Raw genomic sequence first — 24,766 nt, forward strand, 5'->3', positions numbered from 1 at the left:
CTCATTGAATAGATGACTGTCTAAAATTATCAGAATCCATTTTCATAGTAAGTCTGTAAATTCCAACAATCTTAGGATTTCTTTTAATTATCATCTCAGCAATATGATCTTTTCTTGTCCTGTTTGCATCAACAATAGCAACCATAACTGCATCAGGATTAATAGATAATACGTTTGCAATTACAGCTTCAACAGTCCTTGTATTAAAGTGTTTTTTTCTGAATTTTCATTTTTAGCAACATTTGTGGATTGCAATATCCTCCCACTTCTGTTGTTTAAAACAACTGTAAATTGATTGGTATCCTCTTCAGGAGTTCTATAAAATACTGCCTTTACATTCTCACCTGTTCCCATAAAAGTCTGATAAACCGGCTCTTTAGAAATTATACTTCCTGTTGTACCGTCTTCCCAATATGCAAATTCTGAACCTGCATTTGCTTCTGCAGTCAACTTTAGTAATGTACCATATTCATAATTATATTTATAATTTACAGGTAAACTTACAGTTTCAGTATTAAGATTTACAGAACCATTTCCAATAATACTGACCTCTAAAAGGCTTTCTGGTTTTTCTTCTGCATATGTAGTTATAATATTTTTAATGTTTCCTTCTAGGTCATATTTATATTCAATAGTAGTCCCGTTGTCATAAACAACCTTAGTCAAACGATCTAAATCATCATATTCTTCTTCCACACCATAAACTGAAACGGATATCAAAATAAACACACAAAAGCTCATTAAAAACAACATTACTTTTTTCATTTTTATCCCTCCCTGATTTTTTTTACTTCTTTTATAATTATAAATGTATTTCTAAATATTTGCAATAAACATTTCATTTAACAAAAAAAAGAAACAATGAATGCAATCAAAACTAAATACCCTGTAGTACTTTATTTGACTGAGTTTCTTAATGACTGTTATCATGTTTTTGATACTGGTGAAATTGAAGGGTTAGATTTTTTTCTAAATAAATACAAAAATAGCAAATATGAACCTGTGAAGAAATATGCGAACAGCTTAATTGCTGACTATTCAGCAGTAAAAAACAGCCTTATTTACAAGAATATCAGTAATGGACCTCTAGAAGCACACAACAATAGGATAAAATTTAAACACAGAAAATGCGGCGGAAGAGCTGGACTAAATTTATTAAATGCTTATTTTGTGCTTTCGGATTATAATTTTGAGTAACTATATTATTTTATAATCGTATTTCCGTAAGAGCCAATTATTGTTCTATTCCGATGTGCTTAAATCCACGACTTTCCATAATATCTTTTTATATATATTTCTAAAATCAAAAAATATATACAAAAATAGCCTCAAAGTATAATTGACAATTAGTGTTATTTAATTTATAATTTAAGTAAGGAAGCTTGGTTTCTTTGCTTGATATTTTTTATGAAAGGAGCATATACTTATGTTATTAACAAAATCAAATCTGGAGGATACACCAATGGAAAAACGTCGAATAACTATTTCTAGCAAGAGACAAATAACTATACCCTCTAAATATTTCGAGGCTTTAGATTTAGATAAGGAAATCGACTGTATCTATGCAAATGATATGTTAATTCTAACACCTGTAAAAAAAGATGATCCTGCTTTTGCAGAAGAAATTTTAGCTGATTTAATTGAGCAAGGTTATTCTGGAGAAAAGTTGTTAACTAAATTTAAGAAAATCAATCGTAAAATAAGACCTGCTGTTGAAAAATTAATTGAAGAAGCCGATAAAATAGCAAAATCTACATCTTCTAATTATGTGGATCCAACAGATGATATCTTTGGTGACGAAGAAACGGAGGCTTAGTAATGCTTCCTGTAGATTAAACTCCCATTGCAAAAAAATATTTTAAAAAGCTCAAAGACAAAAAGCTTAAAGAAATTTATAAAAAAGTTATTATTAGAATTCGTGAAAACCCTTATATTGGGGAAGCCAAAACTGGTGACTTAAAAGGCATTTATAGTGTTGACATTTATCATAGCAAAATAAACTATGAGCTAGCTTACAGGCTTTCTCAACTTGAAAATGGCGATATGGTCATTATCATAATGGCAGGTACACGCGAAAACTTTTATACAGAATTGAAACGATACATGTAGTCAACTAAAAAAAGAGATACATAAAAGAAGATATCCTACTCTTTAATAAGGCTCCTAGGTATTATATGTAGAAAGATAATGTTTTAGCTTTTTTTCATCTAGGTAATGGATTCCCTCTAGACAATTCAGCAATTCTTCAAAGCTGCCTATTTTATTAAAATCTCTTATGCTATCCACCACAGTTCTCTCTAAATCTGTCATTCTAACATCAGTGGTATTTTTAGCTTCCACTACTCCATCTTGCATTCTGGAAGCTAAATAAAAGAACCCCACCAAGTAGCTTGATTACTTCTACTAGGCTACTCAGTGGGTTTTAGTTTTGACTTCAAGTATCTCATTGATTTGGTCTTCTATTGCCATAATCGAATCCGTATGTCTTTTTATCTTGGCAGTATCTTCCTCACTTTCCTCTCCCTCTTCTGCCACTTTATACAATTCCAAGTATTTACTTTGGTTTTCTTCTTATAAATAGGCTAATCGTTGTTTTTCTTTTAAAGTCAGCTTTTTATTTTCAATTACAATCTATTGGCAATAATTACATATGCTTAGGAAAACTTCACTTTAACTTATATGTTACTGCCGCACCACCGCCTGATTTAATTATTATGTTTTTATCTACAAGACTATTCAATATCCTAAGGCTCTTTGACTTATCAAATCTGGTTTTTGAATCAATTTCCTTTCTTGAAAGCTCTACCTCTTCTTTTAATAACTCATAAATAAGACCCTCAGCTTTAGATAAAGCTAATTGATTAATTCTAGTAATTGGAAGTATGATTCTGATTCTATTTTCACTCACATCAAAATCAGGCTTTGATATGCTATAAGTATATTCTTTGTTAATTCTCGCTATTTCTGTTCCAAATTTTTCAATAATATTTAATCGATTAAAAACCCCTGCTATTATTGGATTTCTCAAAACAGAAATATTTCCATATAAATATTCTTCCTTAGAAATACCTGCTGGCAAGCCACCAGGAGAATTTATTTCAATTCTGTCCTCATACATTGCTATTTGTATATATGAGTTGGTATCCCAAACTCTATGCACAATGGCATTTGCCAAAGACTCTCTAAAAGCTTCTTTGGGAATTAACTCTTTTTTTATTCTGTTATAGCCATCAATCTCTTCATATATATAATATTGTTCAAAAATATCTATTGCACCATCGAATTGAGTTAATAACGAACCATTGCTTATGGTTTTTCTGTACAAAATCTTATTAATGTCCTTCCCAAACTTAACGATATCAATCCCTGAAAATGCTATATCGCTCTGATCCGCTAATAGCTCTCCTGCAACATTATAGTATCCATCTTTATTATATAAATTAAGGGTTTTTAGAATATCTAAGTTGAGCCTTTCTATCCCCGCTTCCCTTTTTAACCTAGCTTCTAATATGTCAAATTTTAAGTCTTGAGAAGATGCTTTTCTATCTTCATAATTCATATTAATTCCTTCCATAGCTAGTCTTCTAAGTTCAAATCTATCTACCTCTATGGTTGCAGTATCCGCTCTTTTGTATACCTTTCCTTTGTAATAATAAGGCGTATCTTTACCTTTTTTAACTTCTACAATAATGACCGTCTTACCACCTATTTCCTTAATGTGAATTTCAAAATTTGGAACTGGAGCAAGAGAATCGTTAATCATATTTTCAATTCTTAATGATTCTTCTTTTGAACTCTCTTTTATACCCACCACATTTCCATGGTCATCTACCCCAAATATTATTTCTCCATCACTATAATTAGCATAAGCACTAACAGTTTTTAAAAAAGTTTTTGAAACTATTTCTTTGAATTCTAAATTATAACTTTCCTTAGTTTGCAAAAGGGTCACCTCCTTAATATTTATAGTACGATTTTACCATAAATATTTTATATTTGCAACTCTAACGTCTTCGTTGCATTTTTTGTTGCATTTCGTAACACTTTTTCTTTTTTCGTTGCACAACACTCTACAACGCTTAGGAAATTCATCAGTAAAACAAATTAGACAAGTATCTCGCCTCCTTGATCCATTATTTCAAATAGTCCTTCCGGTACCATCAGTTCCCACTCGTTGTTATAATAACTTTCTTCTTTTAAATCACTAACTAGGTATCTTCTACTCTTTCCTATCTTGCTCTTACAATAATCTATAAACTCTCTTGAAAGCTGCATCTCTTTTCGGTAATGGTCCAGAAGATATCCTACTTTTTGATAAAGCCCCTGGGCATCATATATAGAAAGATAATGTTTTAGCTTTTTTTCATCTAGGTAATGGATTCCCTCTAGACAACTCAGCAATTCTTCAAAGCCACCTATTTTATTAAAATCTCTTATGCTATCCACCACAGTTCTCTCTAAATCTGTCATTCTAACACCAGTGGTATTTTTAGCTTCCACTACTCCATCTTGCATTCTGGAAGCGACATATTTGTAGGTTACGTTGTCATATTCAAAATGATTAAACTTAGTTTCTGATGAAACATAGATCTCATAATAAACTTGATTTGCTAGTCCATAATATTCAAAGGCACTGTGGTGAGAGATATAAGCAGTGTCAGTTATTGCACAGGCTATTTGTAAAGAAAATCGTTCCATTATTAAAAACATCCTTAACACCGCAACATTCGGAGCCATTTTCATTTCCGCTCTGTTTGTTTGAAATTAAAAAGAAACCCACCAAGTAGCTTGATTACTTCTATTTATATTTACCCTTCCTCCTTTTTGCATTTTGAAAATTTTGCGAATGTATTTAAACGTCGGCTTAACTAAGGTTTACAAGATTCTAAGTCTTTTATACTGATTTTATCTTATTCTAAAAAAGACAAGAAATCGTTTCTTGTCTTTTTAAACCCACTTATATTTGCTATTAATTTTTTGAATTTTGAGCTAATAATTAAGCACCTGCAGTATTTAACTCACTGCCATTAAATACTGCTTAGTTCTATTTTTAAGTATTGCTTTTAGAAAAAAATACATATATAATAATTAACTATATGAATCAAGAAACATGATTTTGCAATATCCAAAATGTACATTCTAAAAGGATTATTTCAAATCATGTAAGTAATGTCTTTCTAATATTAATGAGTAATATCTATAAATTAAAATTTGAATAACAAAAATATTTTTTATATTAAGAAAGGAAGTTAATATATATGATTACAGATATGCATTTGGTTTTTTTTATATTGATAGTAACCACAATTTGCTTCTTAGTCCCTCGTTTTCGCTCTGATCTAGTAGCATTGACATCCTTGCTGGCTTTATTTTTAACCGGCCTTTTAACTCCCCAAGAAACATTTGCCGGATTTGCCAATAGTGTTGTTATAATGATTGCAGCTCTTTTTGTTGTAGGTGAAGGCGTATTTCAAACAGGTCTTGCTGATAGAGCTGGAAATGTCCTTGTCAAGTACACTGGAACAAGTGAATTTCGAATGACTTTTTTCATGATGATTCTAGTTGCAGTATTAAGTGGGTTTATGAGCAATACGGGAACAGTGGCTATACTTCTTCCTGTAATCGTAAGTCTTTGTAGGAAAATGAGTATTTCTCCTGGAAGACTTCTTATTCCTATGGCCTTTGCAAGCAGTATGGGTGGTACACTAACATTGATAGGTACAGCTCCTAACTTAATCGGTAGTGAAAGTTTAATTAATTATGGATATGAAGGACTTTCATTTTTTTCTTTTACCGCTATCGGAAGCATTTCACTATTAATAGGAATTGCATATTTATGGTTTGTTGGACGTAGAATGCTTGAAAAACCTGTAGTAAAAAATTCCGACAATTCTAAAAAAGTTGATGATGATGACCTAATCCGTCAATATAATATAAGTCCTTACATTCACTGTGTTGAAGTACCAGAAGACAGTAATTCTTTTAATAAGACCTTAAAAGATTTACAGTGGACATCTAAATACGGCGTTACTGTATTAGAAGCTGTTAAGAAAATTTCAAAAAAACGTTTTCAAATGCTTTCTAAAAATTATTTTAAGCACTTTACCGCTGGTGCCAATTGTGTTGTAGAAAACGGAGATACCTTAATAGTTTACTGTGATAATGAATCATTAAACAAATTGGTTAAAAACACCGACCTTAATATTATTGATTGCAACTCACATAAAGAATCTTATTTAGAAAGAGCACAATTAGCCGAGGTAATACTTACACCACAATCTCAGTTAATAAATCAAAAAATCAAAGATATTAATTTTAGAGATAAGTATAATCTTACAATCATTGCAATTAAACATCAATATGGAAAAGCAAGACGGTCATCTGATGATGAAAAGCTATTATAAGGTGATACTCTGCTAGTTCATGGAGAGTGGAAAGATATAAATCTTTTACATGAAGAAAAAGGTGATACAGTTGTTTTAAGTTATAATCAAGAACCTACTACTAATGTACAACATCCTATTAAATCTGTTGTTGCAGGAGGGATACTTTTGTGGATGATGAGCATGATGATTTTTGAGTGGATGCCTGCTGTAATGGCAGTTGTAATTGCAGCTCTTATGATGATCATTACTAAATGTATTCGCCAAGTAGATCAAGCCTATAGATCTATTGATTGGGGTACCGTTGTACTTATAGCTTGTATGCTTCCTATGGCTACTGCATTAGAAAAAACCGGTGGAATAGAATTTATATCAGAATTTTTAATCTCAAGTCTTGGCTCTATTGGACCTTTAGCCATATTAGCAGGGCTTTATGTAATTGCATCACTCTTTAGTCAATTTATAAGTAATACTGCAACAGCTGTTTTACTATATCCTGTTGCAATTTTAACTTCACAACAACTAGGTGTAAGCCCTATACCTATGGTAATGGCTGTTGCTTTTGCTGCAAGTATGGCCTTTGCTACTCCTGTGGCAACACCTCCTAATGCAATGGTTATGGCAGCAGGAAAATACACTTTTTTTGATTTTATAAAGGTTGGAATGCCACTTCAAATACTTATAGGAATATGCATAGTTTTTATGCTACGAATTTTTTTCCCTTTTTAAAAAAATAAGATTATTCTATTACTCCTCTTGCTCTAATATCACTGTAGACAGTTTTAATTTCACCATTAGCATCTTCATAAATTAAATACCCTCTACCATACCATATATCCCCTTCTTTAACATTTAACTTGCGCACATAAAATTGGTAGGTGGAATCATTATTTATTCTAGCCTTAATAATATTTTCGGTTTCTAAAGTAATTGAATCTTGTAACTCTTTATTTGATTTTAATAAAACCACGCCACTTTCTATCAATCTACACTCTTTAGAAATATTTCTATTTCTTCACCTTGATCCCACTCAATAGTAATATTCCCCTGAGCATTTGTGACTCTAACTCCAGTAGGAGTATTTGGAGGTGTATGGTCTATATAGTATTCTACATATGGTTTTATACTTGATACGTTACCTGCTGCATCATAGGCTTTACTCCTAATATAATATATACCATCATCATATGAAGAAATGTCAAAATTATAGCTTGCTCTAGCGTTTTTAGGTTCATCAGTTAAGTCTATATTTTGAATGTCACTCCAATTTATTTTATCTTGAGATATCTGAAATACAAAAGTTTTCACACCAACATCATCTGTTGCTCTTCCTAAAAGCCTTATGTTATTGGCATATCTTCCGGCTTCTGGCTCTACTGAAGTTATAACTGGTGGATTTGTATCCTCTAGAGTAGAAACTTCAATCTCATGGGAGTACTCTCCTTTGTTACCATAGATATCTGACATGGCATTAAAGCTTTCAACCTTTTCTGACCTACTTGGTGGTGTTGGTTGAACAATTTCTGATTCCTCTAATGTTCTCCATACTGGTATATCATTAAAAAAAACATAACCTGTTACTTTAGGCTTTGTTAATTCTAATATATTAAATTATAACTATCTAAGTGATCACACATGATGTTTTGTTTGTGTATATTAATTTTTCATAATAGCCCCCCACAATGTGATGAGCAATCATTTTATCTGTCAGAATAGTATTTTTGATTTGGGCTTTTGGGTTTATCTGGAATGGTTAACTCTAACAGCCCACCTTTAATCAACGGACTAAGTACCTTTTGACTAAAATAGCTTCTGCTTTTGATTTCTAGAAACTCTTGAATTTCTGATCTTGTTTTAGGCTCTCTACAAAACTCAAGTATCTTCGCTGTCATATCTTGGGTTTCACCATGTTCACTAGCATGTTCACTAGCATGTGCACCTGGCTTAGCGGTCAACGGAATAATCGTCTTAAACACATCTCCCTCGATGAATTCAGGATCGGCACCTGAGTATATCTTGTTGTATTTATAAATGTTCCGAACTCCTGAACCGAGTTCATCAACCCACCCTATCTCTTTGAATAATTTCGCAATCTTTGGATTCTTAGGATAAGGTGAAAAATCCTCAGGATCGATGATGCCATTTCCGTGAGGCTTATTGCCATTTTCAATATAGACTTTGTCTCTTCCTATGACCAACTTCGCAGGAAATGGATTGGAAAACTCTCTATGAATCAACAAATTTGAAATCGCTTCTCTGAAAATCTTATCCCTTAAAGTCACACGCTGATCACCCTCTAGATAGAATTTGTCATTGAGATGCTTCGCAATAAACTGCATTAATCTTTCATAACTTCTTAGAAGATTCACCCTAATATCATCCCGATCATCATACCGATCAAGATTCTCTCTTCTCAAAATTGCATCTGTTCTATAGTGTGGAAGCGCTGTTTGTATCATCAGTTCGCTACCAAAAATCAAAATGCCTGCAAGGGTAATACCTTGCTCACCTGTGATCTGATCCTTCAAATACATTCCTGCACTTTTAAGCAAATCGATGTTATCCATCGAAACCCACGGGTGACCGGGTCTTAAGTTTCCAACCGTTTTTCTAACCCTTGTAAACAATTCATCTTCCAGCTCATCCATGTCAGCATACGGGAAAATTCTGTTTTCTGTATATGTGGTTTGCTTTCTCATGTACAATCCAGACACCAGGTTTGTATTATTTGTAATGTCAAAATCGCCATCTTCGTTACGGTCAAAGATTTTCCCCTTACAACGATGTACCTGAGAACTCTCAGGTACGTTAATATACAAGATCGTCTTACCATCTACTTCAACATCTTCTACTGCCAAGTAAAAAGCAGGATTCAGAGTTTGTGGATTATTAAGCGATGTAACGAAATCTTTCTTCAGCTGATCCACAGAATCTTTATAGACGCCTACAATATCACCGTTATCCTTAACACCAATGAATAGATGCCCACCATGACGATTCAAAAATGCGCATACCGAATCATACACATCCTTATTTAACTTCTTTTTGCTTTCTTTAAATTCTACAGTTATGCTTTCGCCTTGACTGATTATTTTTTTCAGATTCTCTACTTTCATATTCAACACCTTTTATGCGTCTGCATAGCGACGCTTAGATTTAGTTTCTCCATTCGTAGAAAATAATAATCATGAATTTGAGAACTTAGATATCAACCCAAAAATATAAGCGGTATTCATTACTTGTCGAAATCCATTATTCCACACCCTCCTTCAAGCGAATGACATTTCCAGGTAAAGCTTCAAACATCTCCGGATAATGACCACACCTTGCACGAACTTGGTTATATTTCGCTTGGGTTCCATCCTTCTTTAGATAAAGCTTTCTGTTATATATCTCATCAGCAAGCTCTGCGGCATGCATCTTTCTTCCTTCGGCATCTTTTAACACGAGCTTCATGGCTTCTTGTAATGTCAGCTTAGGAGTCGAAGGGGCTAATATTTTTTCTATAGGACCTGCCTTTGGGTCGTACTTCAAGAGAATGTACAGTGGCTCGTTATCTTTTAGTATGACCACCTTGCCATTTTTCTCGACAACCTCGAACACGTCATCTAAATCAGTTTTTAGTTTTTCATAGGATATTAAGCTCTCTAAACTCACTTCCATAATTTTCACCTCATCAGTAGTATACCACATACTTTTATACAAATACAATAATTTTGTATGAGTTTTGTACTCTCGTTTTTCCATACCTTAACTTTGTACTAATTCCACTAACACTCATGGGAAAAGACTTAAGTAAGGCTACACCTATAATTAATTTCCTACAATGGGGAAATCTAATATAAAGAAAGGGAAATAATAAAAAGCCGAGTAGTTAATATATAACCACTCGGCTTTTTATTATAAAGTACTTTCTATATAAATATTTTAACAATCTCTAGTATATAAATCCCTTGTATATACTTTATCTTCTACATCTTTTATTTCATCTGACAATCTATTGGCAACAATAACATCACACATTTTCTTAAATTCCTCAAAATCTTTAATAACTTTTGAATTATAAAAATCATCTTCATTTTTTTTAATTGCACCCTCAATTAGAAGGTCAGCAAACTTTTGAGCTCTATCAGATTTTTCACCTATTACAATTCTAGATGGATACAAATTATCATAAAGTGCCTTGCCTTTTCTTAAAAACTCAGGTGAGAAAATAATATTTTCTGTTTCAAATTTTTCTCTTACCTTTTCTGTATAACCAACAGGCACTGTTGACTTAATTATCGTAACTGCATCAGGATTAATAGATAATACATTTGCAATTACAGCTTCAACAGTTCTTGTATTAAAGTAGTTTTTTTCAGGATCATAATTGGTTGGAATAGAAATAATAACATACTCCGCATCTTTAAATGCAAAATAATTATCACGCTGTACCACCCTTTCAAAGGGTGGTTTGTTTTTATCCCTATAAGGGGTCAATTTTAGATTATCATAAACAGTTCCCATTATAAACTGGTACACAGGATTGTTAGAAAGTATACTTCCATTTCTTTATAACGAAAAGTATAGGAATTTAATTTATTTTTCTTTTGAACAAATCTTAAATAATCATCCCATAATAACGGACTTGGTGTACCATGACAAACGTCATGATACGAGAAGGATGCCTCAGGCTCAATTAAGTACATTTTTATTCCGATTTTCTTGCTCTGACTATGCTATATGCTCTCGAATAAAGGCCTCTATCTTGAAATTCCTCAGAAAAAAACACAAAAAAATAAGCCCACCATAATATGATGAGCTGTAATCTTGATTCATATATACTCTTTATTGAGCTTTTTAATTTGGTTTCTGTTCTTCTAAAATGCTTATACATCAATATGTATAAACGAGTTCCTTCTATTATATAGAGGAAAATAAATAACACACTCAGATTCTCTCTAAGCTCAGCATTTTTCCGAAGCTAGATTCTATCTAGGGGGGTTACATGATTTATCTAGTTTTCCATATGGCCATCGGATGATTCTTTATACGTTCCAGAATCTTTTTATCATCAAATAAAAGCTCAGGAAGGTATTCTCCATTTTCAAATCTATCCAAGAACTCCTTCTCTTCCTTTTTAAGAACCATCAAATCAGAAATGTACTCTTTGACAAGCTTCTTAGCTGATTCCATCTCAAAATTATCTTTTCTTTTAATTACTGGAAGGAGATCAGTTTTAATCTTTCTCTGGGTTATGGAATCTATAGGCTTGGTGTCAAAGGTTTTGTTAATATCTTTAGCAGATACGGCAGCATAGAACACAACGCACTTTCTCAGTAATTCTTCTTCCGATTTGTCAAACAGTCCAAAGTGGATCATGTTTCTAGCATCATATAAATCTCTAGCTGCAGCTCTACTTAATAGTGCATTGATTTTACTTCCGTATATCTCAATAGGTGCTAAGGTCTTCACCTTGTATTCACTGGAGAAATGCTCAGTGATGATTGGTCTTTCCTCGGCTTCAAGTACATGAGATCTTAGAGAATAGTTGATTTCAATTTTAATGTTATCTTTATTACCACTGGCCCCCATGTAATCATGAACCCAGGAATCAAGGCTATGGGGATTCTTTGTCTTAGGATTTTTTGAATATCCCTGGGAGACCATATAACGATTAATGGTACTGTTAATGATTTCTCGGCTCTCAAGCATTTCTTCTCTGCTATTGGTAATTAAATAATCCAAATCTATATCTACCGAGAGACGAGGTAAATTAAAAATGGTAAGATTTATGGCAGTCCCACCCTTTAATGCAAGACTATCCTTTAAGATTGGATTTGTATTAAGATACTCCAAAATATCTGCAAGTCTTGTCACCTTTTCTAAGGTATCCCTGACAAAGCCAAGCTCCTCTGCTTTTTTTCCTAAATATATAATGTCGTAATTAGACAAGTATCTCGCCTCCTTGATTCGTTATTTCAAATAGTCCTTTCGGTACCATCAGTTCCCACTCGTTGTTATAATAGCTTTCTTCTTTTAAATCACTAACCAGGTATCTTCTGCTCTTTCCTATCTTGCTCTTACAATAATCTATAAACTCTCTTGAAAGCTGCATCTCTTTTCGGTAATGGTCCAGAAGATATCCTACTCTTTGATAAAGCCCCTGGGTATCATATATAGAAAGATAATGTTTTAGCTTTTTTTCATCCAGGTAATGGATTCCCTCTAGACAACTCAGCAATTCTTCAAAGCCACCTATTTTATTAAAATCTCTTATGCTATCCACCACAGTTCTCTCTAAATCTGTCATTCTAACACCAGTGGTATTTTTAGCTTCCACTACTCCATCTTGCATTCTGGAAGCGACATATTTGTAGGTTACGTTGTCATATTCAAAATGATTAAACTTAGTTTCTGATGAAACATAGATCTCATAATAAACTTGATTCGCTAGTCCATAATATTCAAAGGCACTGTGGTGAGAGATATAAGTAGTGTCAGTTATTGCACAGGCTATTTGATATCGAGTAGCTACTACCTGCCCTGTTGTCGGATTGACTACAGAGTAGATATTTTTTCGTATCTTTTTGACAAGCCCCTTTTTCATTAATCGATTCATCTGAGAATAAGCTGTTTTCTCATTTCCAGTAAGCTTCTTTACATCTTCTATGGAGAAAACAGGATATTTCGCTAGTTCAGTATAGACATTCACGTCCCTCACCTCTTTTTTTACTTTTATAATGTTTTTCTCTATATTCAAAGAATAACGTTCCGTTATTAAAACATTATGCCCGTTTCCAAAGCCAATATTCATCTTTTTTTAATTTTAGCACGTTATTCTCTATTTGTAAAGAAAATCGTTCCATTATTAAAAACATCCTTAACACCCCAACATTCGGAGCCATTTTCATTCCCGCTCTGTTTGTTTGAAATTAAAAAGAAACCCACCAAGTAGCTTGATTACTTCCATTTATATTTACCCTGCCTCCGTTTTACATTTTGAAAATTTTGTGAATGCATTTAAACATCGGCTTAACTAAGGTTTACAAGATTCTAAGTCTTTTATAATAATTTTATCTTATTCTTAAAAAGACAACCCCTTTGAAGTGCCTTAAAATATCCTTGTCTTTCTTGCTAATATTATTTTTTGCTTTAAGTCAAATATCAAAATCTCCACAAATTAACATTCTTGTCCTTTTGGTTCGTATATTCTAAATTATTTACTAACGAAAAGGACATGTCTGTTATAAAAGTATTAAAGGTTACAACTTTTCGTGGAAATTTCTTAATCAACTTAGCCAAATGCTGTAAATACATTTTTTCTTGTTGTCCATCACATATACATAAATATGTTTTTCTATAGTTTGTCATCTTCATCCCTCCTATCACTGTCTGAACTAAGTAGTTTAGAAAAATCGATGAAGGGAAGCGCTCCATAGTTACCTTTAAAATAATTAATAAGGAAATTATGATCATTCCTTACTTCTTCTGATCCAAAGTCTGCTAGAGAATAAATAGCACTTTGGTAGCTATCAGAATCCTTTTCAACAAATCGTATCTGATTCCTTCTAAAAATCTTATTATTGAGGTATATGGGATTGTGGGTAGTAAAAATCAACTGAGCGCCTGCCTTGTTAAGCTCACTATCATTAAATACTGCCAAAATCCCTTTAATTATTTCTGGATGAATTGCAGCATCGAATTCATCTAAAACAAATACCCCACCTGCTTTAAAGAGTTTTTCAAAGAGCATGGCAAAATCTACTAACTTTAAAGTTCCTCTAGATTCCATAAGTTTTGCAGGTATTACAACCTTCTCATCATTATACTTGTAAATAGATACTAGCGCCATGCTAGATGACTCTTTGTCTTCTGATTTACTTGATTTAAATGCAATCCCTTGAGGACCAAAGTCAGCATTTCTTACAAATCCTTCAAGTATTCTGTTCCAAACAAAAAAATCTTTTTTAGGACTCTCTTCTAAAGAGAACGTTAAATTTGTCTTCTTTAATATAACAAAGCATACTATATAGTGTGGTTCTTTACTCAAGGTTTAGAATCAGCACTTGTTTCAGCTAGTGGACTAAAAATCAGTGATAGAATTAATTTCGTTCGTATTTTACAAAATACATTAGCAAGTGTATAATGTAATTACAAAGATATCAAATATTTGTCGCTCCCTGATATGCGACTCACAAAAGGTCAGGCTCAAATGTTGTAGAGGCTCTATCCTTAAACGGGTAGAACTTTATCTTTGTAAGGAGTTTACTGCCAATGAATAAAGGTAATTTTTATTTTTAAAATAATAAATGCTTCATAGACTTTCCTGATGATAAGTTGATGAAAAACAAAGATAGGGTTTTGGGCATGTCTCCTAATACATAGAAAGAAAGTCATCATCAAAGATCCTTCCAGAATCAGCAAAGACTTCTGTCTTTGACTAAGTAGATTGATTCTCTCCGGCAACCATAATCACGTCATGTAGCTCTATATGCTACTATTATTTTTTTGCGTGTTATGTTATTATTAATTTCATATAGAGCTGTCAACCAGTATCCATTGACGTATTTTGTTATTTGTAGTATCATATAATTAAAAGAGAGCATACTATAGTATTGAAAGGAGGCTCAAACTATGAAAACTTTATCAACTAAAAAACTAGCTGAAGCCATTAAGAGCTTAAGAGAAGAAAAAGGGTATACAAAAGAAGAACTGGGAAATTTAACTGGCATCAATAGAATTATGATTGGTCGCATTGAAAGAGAAGACTTTATTCCATCTATTGTGCAGTTTGAAGCCTTATCAAATGTTCTGGGTTTTGATCTTACAGAAATGTTTGTGGAGAAGGAAAGACCAAACTCTTTTGTTGCTCTTCGCAGTGAAGCATTAAGCGATAGTGAAAAGGAAGGCGTAGATAAGCTGTTCACGATGATGTTGTCGCTTAGACAGCAAATTCAATTAAGGAGATCATTTGAAAATGAATCTGGTCAAGCTAATGAAGTACAAATAGATGAGATCCGCAAACTTGCTGGAGAAAAGCGCCGTTCTCTAGGCTTTGTTGAAACACCGATTGCAAACGATATTTTTACAATTCTTGATAAGCTAGACATCATGTTGCTGGAATATCCCATCGAACCTGATGGTGATAAACCAGCTTTTTCTGCTGCCATTATGTATTCTGAAGAAAACGATAATAAACTTACTTTTTTCGGACTCAACACCGCCGATTACTATGATAAACAGATCTTTGCAATTGCTCATGAGCTGTATCACTATTTCACAAAATCCGGCTCGCATCTCAGTAGGCCGGAAGATGAAGAAAGTAGCCTTATTGAGGTAATGGCTAATCGATTCGCAGCAGAGTTTTTATTGCCTGAAACTGCTCTTGAAAGCATTGTACTCGATGAGTTTAAGACATCTTCATTAAAGAAAGTCCAACATAAAGCGCTTCTAAGATTTATCGCCAGGCTCCACTGCACTTGGTGGCTTCCTTACCGTTCTCTTGTTAAAAGACTTCATGAAATCGAAGCGATATCATCAGAACAGTATACAGAGTTATACGCTGTTAATGAGAGAGATCTGGAAGGTGAGTATGTTAAAACCGGCCTCGCCATTAATAAGGAAGAATTCCATAAACTAAATAAACCAACTAAAAATATTGGCACTTCCCCCAATGAAATCGAAATCATCATTAGAAACTTTGAAGACAATCTCATTGATGAAGATAAATTTGCAGAAGCTTTAAGTCTTTTCAATAAAACGCCTGATGAATTCGGCTATGAGATAAAAGTCTCTCAAGATGACATAGATGAGCTTGATGTTTTCTTCAGTGGGGAGGATGATGATGAAGATTAATCTTGAAAATCCAAACCCAGCATTAATTAAAACGCTAAACCACCAGCTATGCTGGTGAGAGTTGAAAAGGCTTTGCCGAAGTATTGAGAATTTAAAAATCCTCCCGTATACTCAAAAAGCGGTTTGCTTGCAAGAGTAAAGGGAGGAAAAAAATATGAATATAAAAAAATTAACACATACAACTTGGGAATGCAAGTATCACATTGTATGAATACCTAAAAAAAGAAGAAAAGTAATATATGGTAAGCTAAGAAATGAGATAGGGAAATATATTAGAAGACTTTGTGAATATAAGGGAGTGGAGATTTTAGATGCACATGCATGTTCAGATCATATACACATGTGCGTGTCAATTCCCCCTAAGCATTCGGTATCAGAAATAGTAGGATATGTCAAAGGTAAAAGTGCAATGATGGTATTTGAAAGACATAGTAAGATAAGACAAAACTTTAAAGGACAAAGTTTTTGGGCTAGAGGTTACTTTGTAAGTACAGTTGGCAGAAATGAAGCAAAAGTAAGAGAGTATATTAGAAATCAGGAAATGAATGAGGATGTAGAAGATAAGCTTGAACTACCTGATCCTAATAACCTCTTCTAGAGGAGCAAGTAATATAGTAAACCGTGTAGGTTTAGGGAAGTAATAGTTGCAGTTTTAAGTAATATTTGTTGCAAAGCAAACCGCATAGAAATAATTTAATGCCTTTAGGCTTGCAAGTATAATTAGTGCTATGCGCGTTTATAATCAAGCCGCCGGCTATGCCGGCGGTCGTCTGACTTAATACTAATTATAATTCCTAACCATATTATACTAAAACATTCAACTCTATTTAACCTTTCCTCAAGAATGGACTTAATATAATATTGTGCGAATTATTTTTCTTTTACTACTGCAACTTCTTCAACTGCTTCATTTTCTGTTATTTTTGAATACATATCATTATAATACTTCATATAGTCACCAGAAACAATGTTTTCAATCCAATCAGTATTATTTAAATACCATTGGATTGTCTCCTTAATACCCTGCTCAAAGGTATATTCTGGCTTCCATCCCAACTGAGTTGTTATCTTTGTATTGTCAATTGCATACCTTCTATCATGTCCAGGTCTGTCTTTAACATGTTTGATTAAGCTCTCCGACTTTCCTAAAGTCTTAATTATAAGCTTTACAATTTCAATATTGGCTTTTTCATTATTTCCACCAATATTATAAACTTCTCCATCTAAACCCTTATGTAAAACAACGTCAATTGCTATGCAATGGTCAGACACATGAAGCCAATCTCTTATTTGCATTCCATCACCATAGACAGGCAAATCTTTTTCATTGAGACAATTATTTATCATAAGAGGTATTAATTTTTCTGGAAACTGATAAGGGCCATAATTGTTACTGCATCTAGTGATATTTACAGGCATACCAAAAGTCTCATTATATGCCCTTACAATTAAGTCTGCACTTGCTTTTGATGCAGAATATGGACTGTTTGGCATTAACGGCATTGTCTCAACAAACATTCCTGTTTTCCCTAACGCACCATATACTTCATCTGTAGATACCTGAAGAAACTTTACTCCTTCTTTGTACTCTTTACAATACTTATCATCAGGATTTACCTTCCAGTATTTTTTTGCTGTGTCAAGCAAAACTTGCGTGCCAATAACATTGGTAGTCAAAAATACTTCTGGTTCTTCAATGCTTCTATCCACATGGGACTCCGCCGCAAAATTTACTACGGTATCTATCTCATAAGACTTAAATATCTCATCAATTTTCTTTCGATCTCTTATGTCCGCTTTAATAAATTTATAATTATCATTATCCGAAACATCCTTTAAATTTTCCAAGTTTCCTGCATAAGTCAATTCATCAACATTTACAATCTTGTAGTCAGAATGCTTTTTTAACATCAACTTCACAAAATTACTTCCAATAAAACCAGCACCGCCAGTAACCATAATATTTTTCATATTATTAACCCCTCATTACATAAATTTATTCTTCCAACAGTGATAAAATATACTGTCCATAGTCAGTCATTTTAAGACTTTCTCCGACAGTCCTAAACTGCTCGTCATCAATAAATCCTCTACGCCATGCAATCTCTTCTAAACAAGCTATATAAAAACCCTGTCTTGACTGAACTGCCTCAACATACTCTGCTGCATTTAACATGCCTTCAGGTGTTCCTGTATCAAGCCATGCCATACCACGACCAAGTAAAACAACATTCAATTGTTTTTTTTCAAGATACACATTATTTACTGACGTAATTTCAATTTCCCCACGTGCTGAAGGTTTAACATTTTTTGCAATCTCAACAACCCTGTTATCATAAAAATACAAACCAGGAACAGCATAGTGTGACTTTGGATGCTCTGGTTTTTCTTCAATAGAAATTACTTTTTTATTTTTATCAAATTCAACAACACCAAATGAACTGGCATCTTTTACAGGGTAACCAAAAATAACTGCACCTTCTTCATGCTTCTTAGCCCTGTTTAACACTTTTGTCAAATCCTGTCCATAAAAAATATTGTCTCCTAAAATGAGGCAAACATCATCGCCCCCAATAAACTCTTCACCAATTATAAACGCATCAGCAAGTCCTCTTGGCTTATCCTGCACCTTATAGGATAATTTTAATCCAAACGATGAACCATCGTCAAGTAGCTTTTGATACACTGGTAAATCTTCCGGTGTTGAAATAATCAAAATTTCACGTATTCCTGCCAGCATAAGAACAGATAGCGGATAATAAATCAACGGCTTATCGTATATAGGCAGCAATTGTTTTGATACAGCTTTTGTCATAGGATACAAACGTGTTCCTTTTCCTCCTGCTAAAATAATCCCTTTCATTTTTATTCACCCCTATTCTTTAATGATTCTACATATTTTATCAACATCCTGCAAATCTAAGTCTGCATAAAGTGGAAGAGTCAATACCCTATCTGCAATGTACTCTGCCACAGGCAAATGCGTTGAATTAAACATACCTTCATAGCACTCAAAATTACTTGTTAAAGGATAAAAATATTTACGTGCAATAATATTCTGCTTTTTTAATAATTCAAATATCTGATTTCTAGTGTACTTATAACCATCAAACACTACAGGAAAATACGCAAAATTAGGCTTTACCCCTTCTTGTCCTTTAAGGAGCTTAATTCCCTTAATTCCTTCTAAGTTTGACATATATCTTTCTACAACTAATTTTCTCTTTTGAATCTCTCCATCAATATACTTAAGATTACACAACCCCATTGCTGCCTGAAATTCATTCATTTTAGAATTTCCAGCTATAAATTCAACACTTTCAGCACCAGTCATCCCAAAGTTTCTAAGAGCATTTAATGTAGCCTTTATGTTCTCATCTTTAAATGTCAATGCTCCACCTTCGATAGTATTAAAAACTTTTGTAGCATGAAAGCTAAACATGGATACATCTCCAAAACTTCCAATTCCAATGTCATTAAAGGTAACTCCAAATGTATGAGCTGCATCATAAATAACTTTAAGATTATATTTTTTTGCTATTCTTTCTATTTCAAAAACGTTACAAACGCTTCCATAAACGTGAACAGGAACAATAGCACTGGTCTTTTCAGTTATAAGGCTTTCAATTTTTTTGGTATCTATAGTATAATCATCAGGATTAATATCACAAAAAACTGGTTTTAATCCACTCCTTACAATTGCATGTGTTGTAGATGCAAAAGTAAATGGGGTAGTAATAACTTCACCAGTTAAATTAAAAGCTTTAATTGCACATTCAAGTGCTAAGTGTCCATTTGTAAATAACGAAAGATTAGGAACACTTAGATAATCCTTTAAATTAGATTCTAACTTTCTATGCTTTTCTCCTGCATTTGTAAGCCAGTGACTTTCCCATAAGTCTTTTATTTCATCTATATACTCCTCAAATGGAGGCATTGAGGATTTTGTTACGTTAATGTTACCCATTTTTTCCCCTCACTTTTTAAAAGCATTCCAAATAGAAAACCCTTGAAAATCAACTGATATACCTTTTCCACTTTCAACTGCTTGCTTATAAAACTCATATGACAAAGCTACATCAACATATGACAATCCTACGCTATTAAAATAAATAAATTCATCATCATTATATCTTCCAGATTTCTTTCCTGTAATTAATTCATGTAAATCTGCATAAATTCTATCATCAGATAGCTGACCAGATTTATACATTCTACTCAACGTCTGGGTACGATGTTTTACAGCATTCCAATCATCACATATAATCCTGTCTGCTTTTTCAGCAACTGCAAATTCATCCTCCCATCCTCCTACATGAGCATAAAAAGCACCTTTTCCAACCCAGTCTGCTTTTAGTAAAGGAGCTTGAGCACTTGTTGCAGTGACAATTATATCAGATCCTTCTGCTGCATCTTTTAGCTTTGTATTACATCTGATTATTTCTACATCATTAAAAATACCTTTTAACTCATCCTCAAATTGTTGTTCACCTTCTAAAATATTAGATGCGACTTTACAAACCTTCAAAGAAGGTCTTACTGTTTTCATTGCAATTAAATGCATTTTTGCCTGTTCCCCGGAACCAATAATTCCTATTGTTTCTGCATTTTGCCTTGCGTAATATTCAGCTGCAATAGCACTGATTGCTGCTGTTCTCATAAGTGTACAAATGCTCCCATCCATAAAAGCAATTGGTTGACCTGAAACAATTTCAGAAAGTATTATTGAACCTGAAACATTTGGAATGTTATACAAAACAGGATTCCTCGGAAACACTGAAACCCATTTTACTCCACAAATCTGTTCATCAACCAACGTAGAAGGCATACAATTTATCCTATCCTGTGTTTCTTCGTTGAAAATCTGCGAAATCTTGTCTGGAAAAAATATTTTTCCTTCCTGAAAGTCAATAAGTGCTTTTTTTGTAACTGAAATAACATTAGTCATATCAAGACACTTTGATTCCATTAAATCCTTCTGTGATAATATAATAACAGCCTTATTTTTACTCATACTCTACCTCCTTGGAATTATTTTAATTCTTTAGCTTCAAATATATCAAGCAACATGTTATCACCATGTTCATCTAATACTTTTACTTTTTCCTTTATTTTATTTAATATTTTTTCTAAATGCTCAGTATCATCTACATTGATTAAAACATACGCAAAAATCTGTGCTGAAGTTCCATGACTTACAAGGCAATCACCTTCCGAGTGAAGCATAATAAAATTAATAACTCCTGGTAAATTTTTCACTTCATCAACACCTATAACCTTAGTTATAGTTCCTGGAAGCAACGATAGTACAAGATTAAATGCTATAGTTTTAAAAAATGGAGTGGTTTTCTTTAAAGCTTCTACATTGCCCATATTACCAGTTATTGAAAACTCAATTATCGATTCCAATTGATTATACCCATTACAAGCATCTATTAATTCATATGTAGCTCCACCATTTAGTCTGTAACCCATTTCATATATTTTAAACCCTTTATCCGTATGGAATCCCTGAACAAAAACAAGTCCATCCCTCATTCCAAGATCTAAAAACATTTTTTTTATACATGAATTAACAGTTTCTATATATTCCTTCAAGTATCTAGAAGGATGATACAACCCCTTAGGAAGCGGTGCTGTATTATCTAGATAAGTTACATATCTATCAGCCATAGCAGATAAATATACTTCTCCATCACATAATGTATAGTACATATTTACATGATGTCCTTTTATGTATTGTTCAACAATAATATTTTTACTTTTTGAGAATGCAAGAGCTTTTTTGTAATTTTCTTTTAATTCTACCTCATTATCACAAATGAACACACCTCTTGAACCACTGTTATCAACAGGTTTAACCAAAACAGGATATTCAATTTTATCTAAATCATTTTTAGTAAATTCCTTAGTCAAGTAATACTCTTGAATTATAGGAACTCCATTTTTTTTACATGCTTTTTTAAATTTATCCTTATTTATACTAATATCAATTTGTTCTTTTGTTCCCCAAAAAGGCAATTTCATTCTTTCGCAAGCTTTGTAACAAAAAGGTAGCATCGAATCAATAAACCCTGTTATAATTCCATCTATTGATTCATCTTTACAAAGCTCTTCAATAGCTTCAATATCAGTAGTACTTACCATAAAACTTTTATCTGCTATTCTTTTTGCAGGTGAGTTTTCAAGATAGTCTGTTACATAAACCGTTATACCCATTTCTTTAGCTTTTTCTACAATTACACATGAATGCGCAATACCTCCAAGTATCAGCAGTTTTTTCCCTTTTAAATTGCTCATAATTTACCTCCTCAATAATTCTTTAATAAGTTAACTATTTTTTTCATATCTTCCACGTTATTTCTTTGATCGCAAGGTAATGGCAATACATTTGTGGAATAATCGTACTCAACACTGCTTTTTGGAGCATTTCTTAATACATTAGGCCATAGTGTTGGAATATATACTTTGTTTTCTAACAACATTTTTTTAACATTCATCCCATCTTCGATATACATGGGATATGCAAAAGGACCGTTAGGAATTATCAACTTTAATTTATTATATTTTTTAAAATTATTTTCTAAATATTTATAATTTTCATTTCTGGTTTGTATAACATTTTCATAGTCAATAGCTCCTAGAATATTCTTTGCTAGTTTAGACATTTTCTTTAATGGAGCATTTTTAAAACACATATCATTTTCTTTAAAATCACTATAATAATCTGAAGCCTTTCCTTCAAATCTACCTAAAATATGTGTCATTCTATCCTTAGAAACATCTATTTCTAAATCACCATCTAATACACAGTCAGTTGCTAGGTACGCCCCATCTGGGACTCCAAAAAACTTTCTACAAGAATAAATAGTATCAATACCTTTAATTGGTTTTTGAAAAAATGCATGGGTGTTGTCAATAATTATCCTTTCAAAACTACTCTTAAGTAAATTTATTTTTTTATCAGTTAATTGTCCATAGTAATTAACAATATATAAATACTCATACTTTTGAATGTTTCCGCTAATAATTGGATTAAACTCATTGTCTATACAATAATAGTTAAAATCAAAATTGTTTCTTTTCAACATATCACTCACAGAATTGCACAAAAAATATGGTATATGTAGTCTTTTTATATTTTTAGCCTTCAGTAAATATAAAAGTGCGTTTCTTCCAGAATTTAACGATATTAAATTCTTATAATATTCATTTTTAACTAGCTGGTCAAGCTCAAAGTATCCACCAATTTCTTTCATTATTATCACCTAATCCACTATAATTTTAATCTTTTCAGATGAATTATCCATAATATTTATCATTTCGTCCATGGAATTAAATTTTAAAAATATTATTCCTATAGCTTTATTTGCACCATCAAAGTATTGTACCAAATCACCTTGCTTTTTATATAAAACCTTTTTTATTATTTTATTTTCTACTTGTTTATCAAATATTACATCTTTAAGCAAACCTTTCTTATCAGTATGTAAATTAAAAGTAGAAAAATAGGATTCTTTTTCAAAATATTTCACATCAATATTGCTATTTCCCATGGCTGTTTCAACTGTTGCAGCTACTAAATCAACTCCTGTACTTATATTAAGCAATTCTGGAATCATATTTCCACCGTTACGTGGTCCCATCTCAATAAGATAAAGCCTACCTTCGTTGTCAAACATTATCTCTAAATTAAACCCTCCAAATTTAATATCTAATAAGTCAACTACTTTTTGAATTTCTTCTTTAATTTTATTAACTCTTAATTGACTAATTTGAACAGGATAACTTTTTCCAACAGGTACTAATGAATTTACATTAGAATTCCTGTGACAGTTCAACAAGCCACAAAAGGATACTTTTCCATTTAGTACAAAACAATCTCCACCAACCATATATTTATGATCCATCTTTATAAATTCTTCAACAATAACATTTTTTGATTTTGAATTTTCCATAGCTAAATCGAATAATCTTTTAAACTGCTTAATTGAATCAACTCTATTAACACCTTTGCTTCCAGATGAGTCAATGGGTTTTACAATTACCGGCAACCTAAACCTATTAATTGATTTTTCTGCTTCTTCATAACTCTTAAAATATTCAGCGTGTGGACAATTAAAATTATTTTTTTTTAAAAAATCTCTAAATTTATCTTTATACGCTAATATCTCAACAGATTTATATGAATTAGTAGAAAGCCCCATTTTTTCTGAAACATATGCAGCTGTTGGAGCAGCTGGGTCTGATGCATATGCAACCACACCATCTACTTTTTCTTTTTTTGCAATCTCAAGCATCTTTTCTTTATCCGTGGTACTTAAGCAGTAAAACTTCTCTGCATAATGTTGCCCCGGATTATTAGGTAAAAAATCACATAATATAGTATAGTATCCCTTTTTCTTCGAATATTCTATAGCAGGTACTTGCTGAGTAGAACCGCCAAGCAATAATATTTTTTTCATATTAATTCTCCTTAATTAATCATATACTATTATAAAAATTAAATTTAAAAATGATTTTTAATTATATAAGCTACAAAC

29 protein-coding genes are annotated in these 24,766 nt (G+C 32.5%); 7 read left to right on the forward strand and 22 right to left on the reverse strand.

Annotated elements, in window-relative coordinates:
- Position 1: 1 nt before the first annotated feature.
- Positions 2–145: a hypothetical protein gene (locus RBH29_RS04180; RefSeq protein WP_373463289.1), complete on the reverse strand. Its 144-nt coding sequence runs from the start codon at positions 143–145 to the stop codon at positions 2–4.
- Between the two features lie 35 nt (positions 146–180).
- The gene (locus RBH29_RS04185) at positions 181–765 is read right to left on the reverse strand and encodes an InlB B-repeat-containing protein (RefSeq protein WP_306695396.1); all 585 of its coding nucleotides are present in this window, start codon (positions 763–765) and stop codon (positions 181–183) included.
- 96 nt (positions 766–861) lie between these two features.
- Here RBH29_RS04185 and RBH29_RS04190 point away from each other — a divergent pair, with 96 nt between their 5' ends.
- From RBH29_RS04190 to RBH29_RS04200, 3 genes are all read left to right on the forward strand, one after another.
- Positions 862–1,197, forward strand: coding sequence for a transposase (locus RBH29_RS04190; RefSeq protein ID WP_306695399.1), 336 nt, complete (start codon positions 862–864; stop codon positions 1,195–1,197).
- A 265-nt stretch (positions 1,198–1,462) separates the two neighbouring features.
- Positions 1,463–1,816, forward strand: a complete 354-nt coding sequence (locus tag RBH29_RS04195; protein WP_306695401.1) for an AbrB/MazE/SpoVT family DNA-binding domain-containing protein — start codon at positions 1,463–1,465, stop codon at positions 1,814–1,816.
- 26 nt (positions 1,817–1,842) lie between these two features.
- Positions 1,843–2,109, forward strand: a complete 267-nt coding sequence (locus RBH29_RS04200) for a type II toxin-antitoxin system RelE/ParE family toxin (RefSeq protein WP_306695571.1) — start codon at positions 1,843–1,845, stop codon at positions 2,107–2,109.
- A gap of 54 nt (positions 2,110–2,163) precedes the next feature.
- On the opposite strand, the gene RBH29_RS04205 is transcribed toward RBH29_RS04200, so the two are convergent.
- The 4 genes from RBH29_RS04205 to RBH29_RS04220 all read right to left on the reverse strand — a co-directional run bounded on the left by RBH29_RS04205 (position 2,164) and on the right by RBH29_RS04220 (position 4,698).
- The gene (locus RBH29_RS04205) at positions 2,164–2,355 is read right to left on the reverse strand and encodes a hypothetical protein (protein ID WP_306695402.1); all 192 of its coding nucleotides are present in this window, start codon (positions 2,353–2,355) and stop codon (positions 2,164–2,166) included.
- A 57-nt stretch (positions 2,356–2,412) separates the two neighbouring features.
- Positions 2,413–2,550 (reverse strand): hypothetical protein, encoded by a 138-nt coding sequence (locus tag RBH29_RS04210; RefSeq protein ID WP_306695404.1) that lies wholly within the window; start codon positions 2,548–2,550, stop codon positions 2,413–2,415.
- A gap of 115 nt (positions 2,551–2,665) precedes the next feature.
- Positions 2,666–3,943, reverse strand: coding sequence for an RNA-binding domain-containing protein (locus RBH29_RS04215; protein WP_306695406.1), 1,278 nt, complete (start codon positions 3,941–3,943; stop codon positions 2,666–2,668).
- Between the two features lie 161 nt (positions 3,944–4,104).
- Positions 4,105–4,698 carry a type IV toxin-antitoxin system AbiEi family antitoxin domain-containing protein gene (locus RBH29_RS04220; protein ID WP_306695408.1) on the reverse strand — a complete coding sequence of 198 codons (594 nt, stop codon included), beginning with the start codon at positions 4,696–4,698 and terminating at the stop codon, positions 4,105–4,107.
- A gap of 560 nt (positions 4,699–5,258) precedes the next feature.
- Between RBH29_RS04220 and RBH29_RS04225 the strand changes: the two genes are divergently transcribed.
- Positions 5,259–6,404 carry an SLC13 family permease gene (locus RBH29_RS04225; RefSeq protein ID WP_306695410.1) on the forward strand — a complete coding sequence of 382 codons (1,146 nt, stop codon included), beginning with the start codon at positions 5,259–5,261 and terminating at the stop codon, positions 6,402–6,404.
- A gap of 36 nt (positions 6,405–6,440) precedes the next feature.
- On the forward strand, positions 6,441–7,112 hold the full coding sequence (locus tag RBH29_RS04230) for an SLC13 family permease (RefSeq protein ID WP_306695572.1): 672 nt from the start codon (positions 6,441–6,443) through the stop codon (positions 7,110–7,112).
- A 10-nt stretch (positions 7,113–7,122) separates the two neighbouring features.
- On the opposite strand, the gene RBH29_RS04235 is transcribed toward RBH29_RS04230, so the two are convergent.
- The 9 genes from RBH29_RS04235 to RBH29_RS04275 form a co-directional block, all read right to left on the reverse strand.
- Positions 7,123–7,368, reverse strand: a complete 246-nt coding sequence (locus RBH29_RS04235; protein WP_306695412.1) for a hypothetical protein — start codon at positions 7,366–7,368, stop codon at positions 7,123–7,125.
- Complete coding sequence (locus RBH29_RS04240; protein WP_306695414.1) at positions 7,365–7,850, reverse strand: hypothetical protein; 486 nt, start codon at positions 7,848–7,850, stop codon at positions 7,365–7,367. The genes RBH29_RS04235 and RBH29_RS04240 overlap by 4 nt, the downstream gene beginning before the upstream one ends.
- A 233-nt stretch (positions 7,851–8,083) precedes the next feature.
- Positions 8,084–9,499 (reverse strand): RNA-binding domain-containing protein, encoded by a 1,416-nt coding sequence (locus RBH29_RS04245; protein ID WP_306695417.1) that lies wholly within the window; start codon positions 9,497–9,499, stop codon positions 8,084–8,086.
- Between the two features lie 136 nt (positions 9,500–9,635).
- The gene (locus RBH29_RS04250; protein WP_306695419.1) at positions 9,636–10,046 is read right to left on the reverse strand and encodes a hypothetical protein; all 411 of its coding nucleotides are present in this window, start codon (positions 10,044–10,046) and stop codon (positions 9,636–9,638) included.
- A 264-nt stretch (positions 10,047–10,310) separates the two neighbouring features.
- Entirely contained in the window at positions 10,311–10,907 is a 597-nt protein-coding gene (locus RBH29_RS17830) for a UDP-glucose 6-dehydrogenase family protein (RefSeq protein WP_373463290.1), read from the reverse strand.
- A gap of 471 nt (positions 10,908–11,378) precedes the next feature.
- Entirely contained in the window at positions 11,379–12,320 is a 942-nt protein-coding gene (locus RBH29_RS04260) for a nucleotidyl transferase AbiEii/AbiGii toxin family protein (protein ID WP_306695421.1), read from the reverse strand.
- Positions 12,313–13,089, reverse strand: a complete 777-nt coding sequence (locus RBH29_RS04265) for a type IV toxin-antitoxin system AbiEi family antitoxin domain-containing protein (protein ID WP_306695423.1) — start codon at positions 13,087–13,089, stop codon at positions 12,313–12,315. The genes RBH29_RS04260 and RBH29_RS04265 overlap by 8 nt, the downstream gene beginning before the upstream one ends.
- A 443-nt stretch (positions 13,090–13,532) precedes the next feature.
- Positions 13,533–13,739 (reverse strand): hypothetical protein, encoded by a 207-nt coding sequence (locus RBH29_RS04270; protein ID WP_306695425.1) that lies wholly within the window; start codon positions 13,737–13,739, stop codon positions 13,533–13,535.
- Complete coding sequence (locus RBH29_RS04275; RefSeq protein ID WP_306695427.1) at positions 13,726–14,418, reverse strand: AAA family ATPase; 693 nt, start codon at positions 14,416–14,418, stop codon at positions 13,726–13,728. Before RBH29_RS04275 ends, RBH29_RS04270 begins: the two co-directional genes overlap by 14 nt.
- 584 nt (positions 14,419–15,002) lie before the next feature.
- Here RBH29_RS04275 and RBH29_RS04280 point away from each other — a divergent pair.
- The gene (locus RBH29_RS04280) at positions 15,003–16,223 is read left to right on the forward strand and encodes an XRE family transcriptional regulator (protein ID WP_306695428.1); all 1,221 of its coding nucleotides are present in this window, start codon (positions 15,003–15,005) and stop codon (positions 16,221–16,223) included.
- Positions 16,224–16,434: 211 nt separating this feature from the next.
- Positions 16,435–16,821: an IS200/IS605 family transposase gene (tnpA, locus tag RBH29_RS04285; protein ID WP_306695573.1), complete on the forward strand. Its 387-nt coding sequence runs from the start codon at positions 16,435–16,437 to the stop codon at positions 16,819–16,821.
- A gap of 272 nt (positions 16,822–17,093) precedes the next feature.
- On the opposite strand, the gene rfbB is transcribed toward tnpA, so the two are convergent.
- The 7 genes from rfbB to RBH29_RS04320 are packed head-to-tail and all read right to left on the reverse strand — an operon-like array spanning position 17,094 to position 24,688.
- Positions 17,094–18,194, reverse strand: a complete 1,101-nt coding sequence (rfbB, locus tag RBH29_RS04290) for a dTDP-glucose 4,6-dehydratase (protein WP_306695429.1) — start codon at positions 18,192–18,194, stop codon at positions 17,094–17,096.
- 25 nt (positions 18,195–18,219) lie between these two features.
- A complete protein-coding gene (gene rfbA / locus RBH29_RS04295; RefSeq protein ID WP_306695431.1) occupies positions 18,220–19,086 on the reverse strand; it encodes a glucose-1-phosphate thymidylyltransferase RfbA in 867 nt (288 codons plus the stop codon).
- Between the two features lie 12 nt (positions 19,087–19,098).
- Complete coding sequence (locus tag RBH29_RS04300; protein WP_306695433.1) at positions 19,099–20,190, reverse strand: DegT/DnrJ/EryC1/StrS family aminotransferase; 1,092 nt, start codon at positions 20,188–20,190, stop codon at positions 19,099–19,101.
- A gap of 9 nt (positions 20,191–20,199) precedes the next feature.
- Complete coding sequence (locus tag RBH29_RS04305; RefSeq protein WP_306695434.1) at positions 20,200–21,237, reverse strand: ornithine cyclodeaminase family protein; 1,038 nt, start codon at positions 21,235–21,237, stop codon at positions 20,200–20,202.
- Between the two features lie 17 nt (positions 21,238–21,254).
- Positions 21,255–22,523 (reverse strand): ATP-grasp domain-containing protein, encoded by a 1,269-nt coding sequence (locus tag RBH29_RS04310; RefSeq protein ID WP_306695436.1) that lies wholly within the window; start codon positions 22,521–22,523, stop codon positions 21,255–21,257.
- An 11-nt stretch (positions 22,524–22,534) separates the two neighbouring features.
- The gene (locus tag RBH29_RS04315; RefSeq protein WP_306695437.1) at positions 22,535–23,482 is read right to left on the reverse strand and encodes a hypothetical protein; all 948 of its coding nucleotides are present in this window, start codon (positions 23,480–23,482) and stop codon (positions 22,535–22,537) included.
- 9 nt (positions 23,483–23,491) lie between these two features.
- Positions 23,492–24,688, reverse strand: a complete 1,197-nt coding sequence (locus tag RBH29_RS04320; RefSeq protein WP_306695439.1) for an ATP-grasp domain-containing protein — start codon at positions 24,686–24,688, stop codon at positions 23,492–23,494.
- Positions 24,689–24,766: the final 78 nt, after the last annotated feature.

The sequence above is a fragment of the Herbivorax alkaliphila genome (genome assembly GCF_030848475.1).
Lineage (GTDB): Bacteria > Bacillota > Clostridia > Acetivibrionales > Acetivibrionaceae > Herbivorax.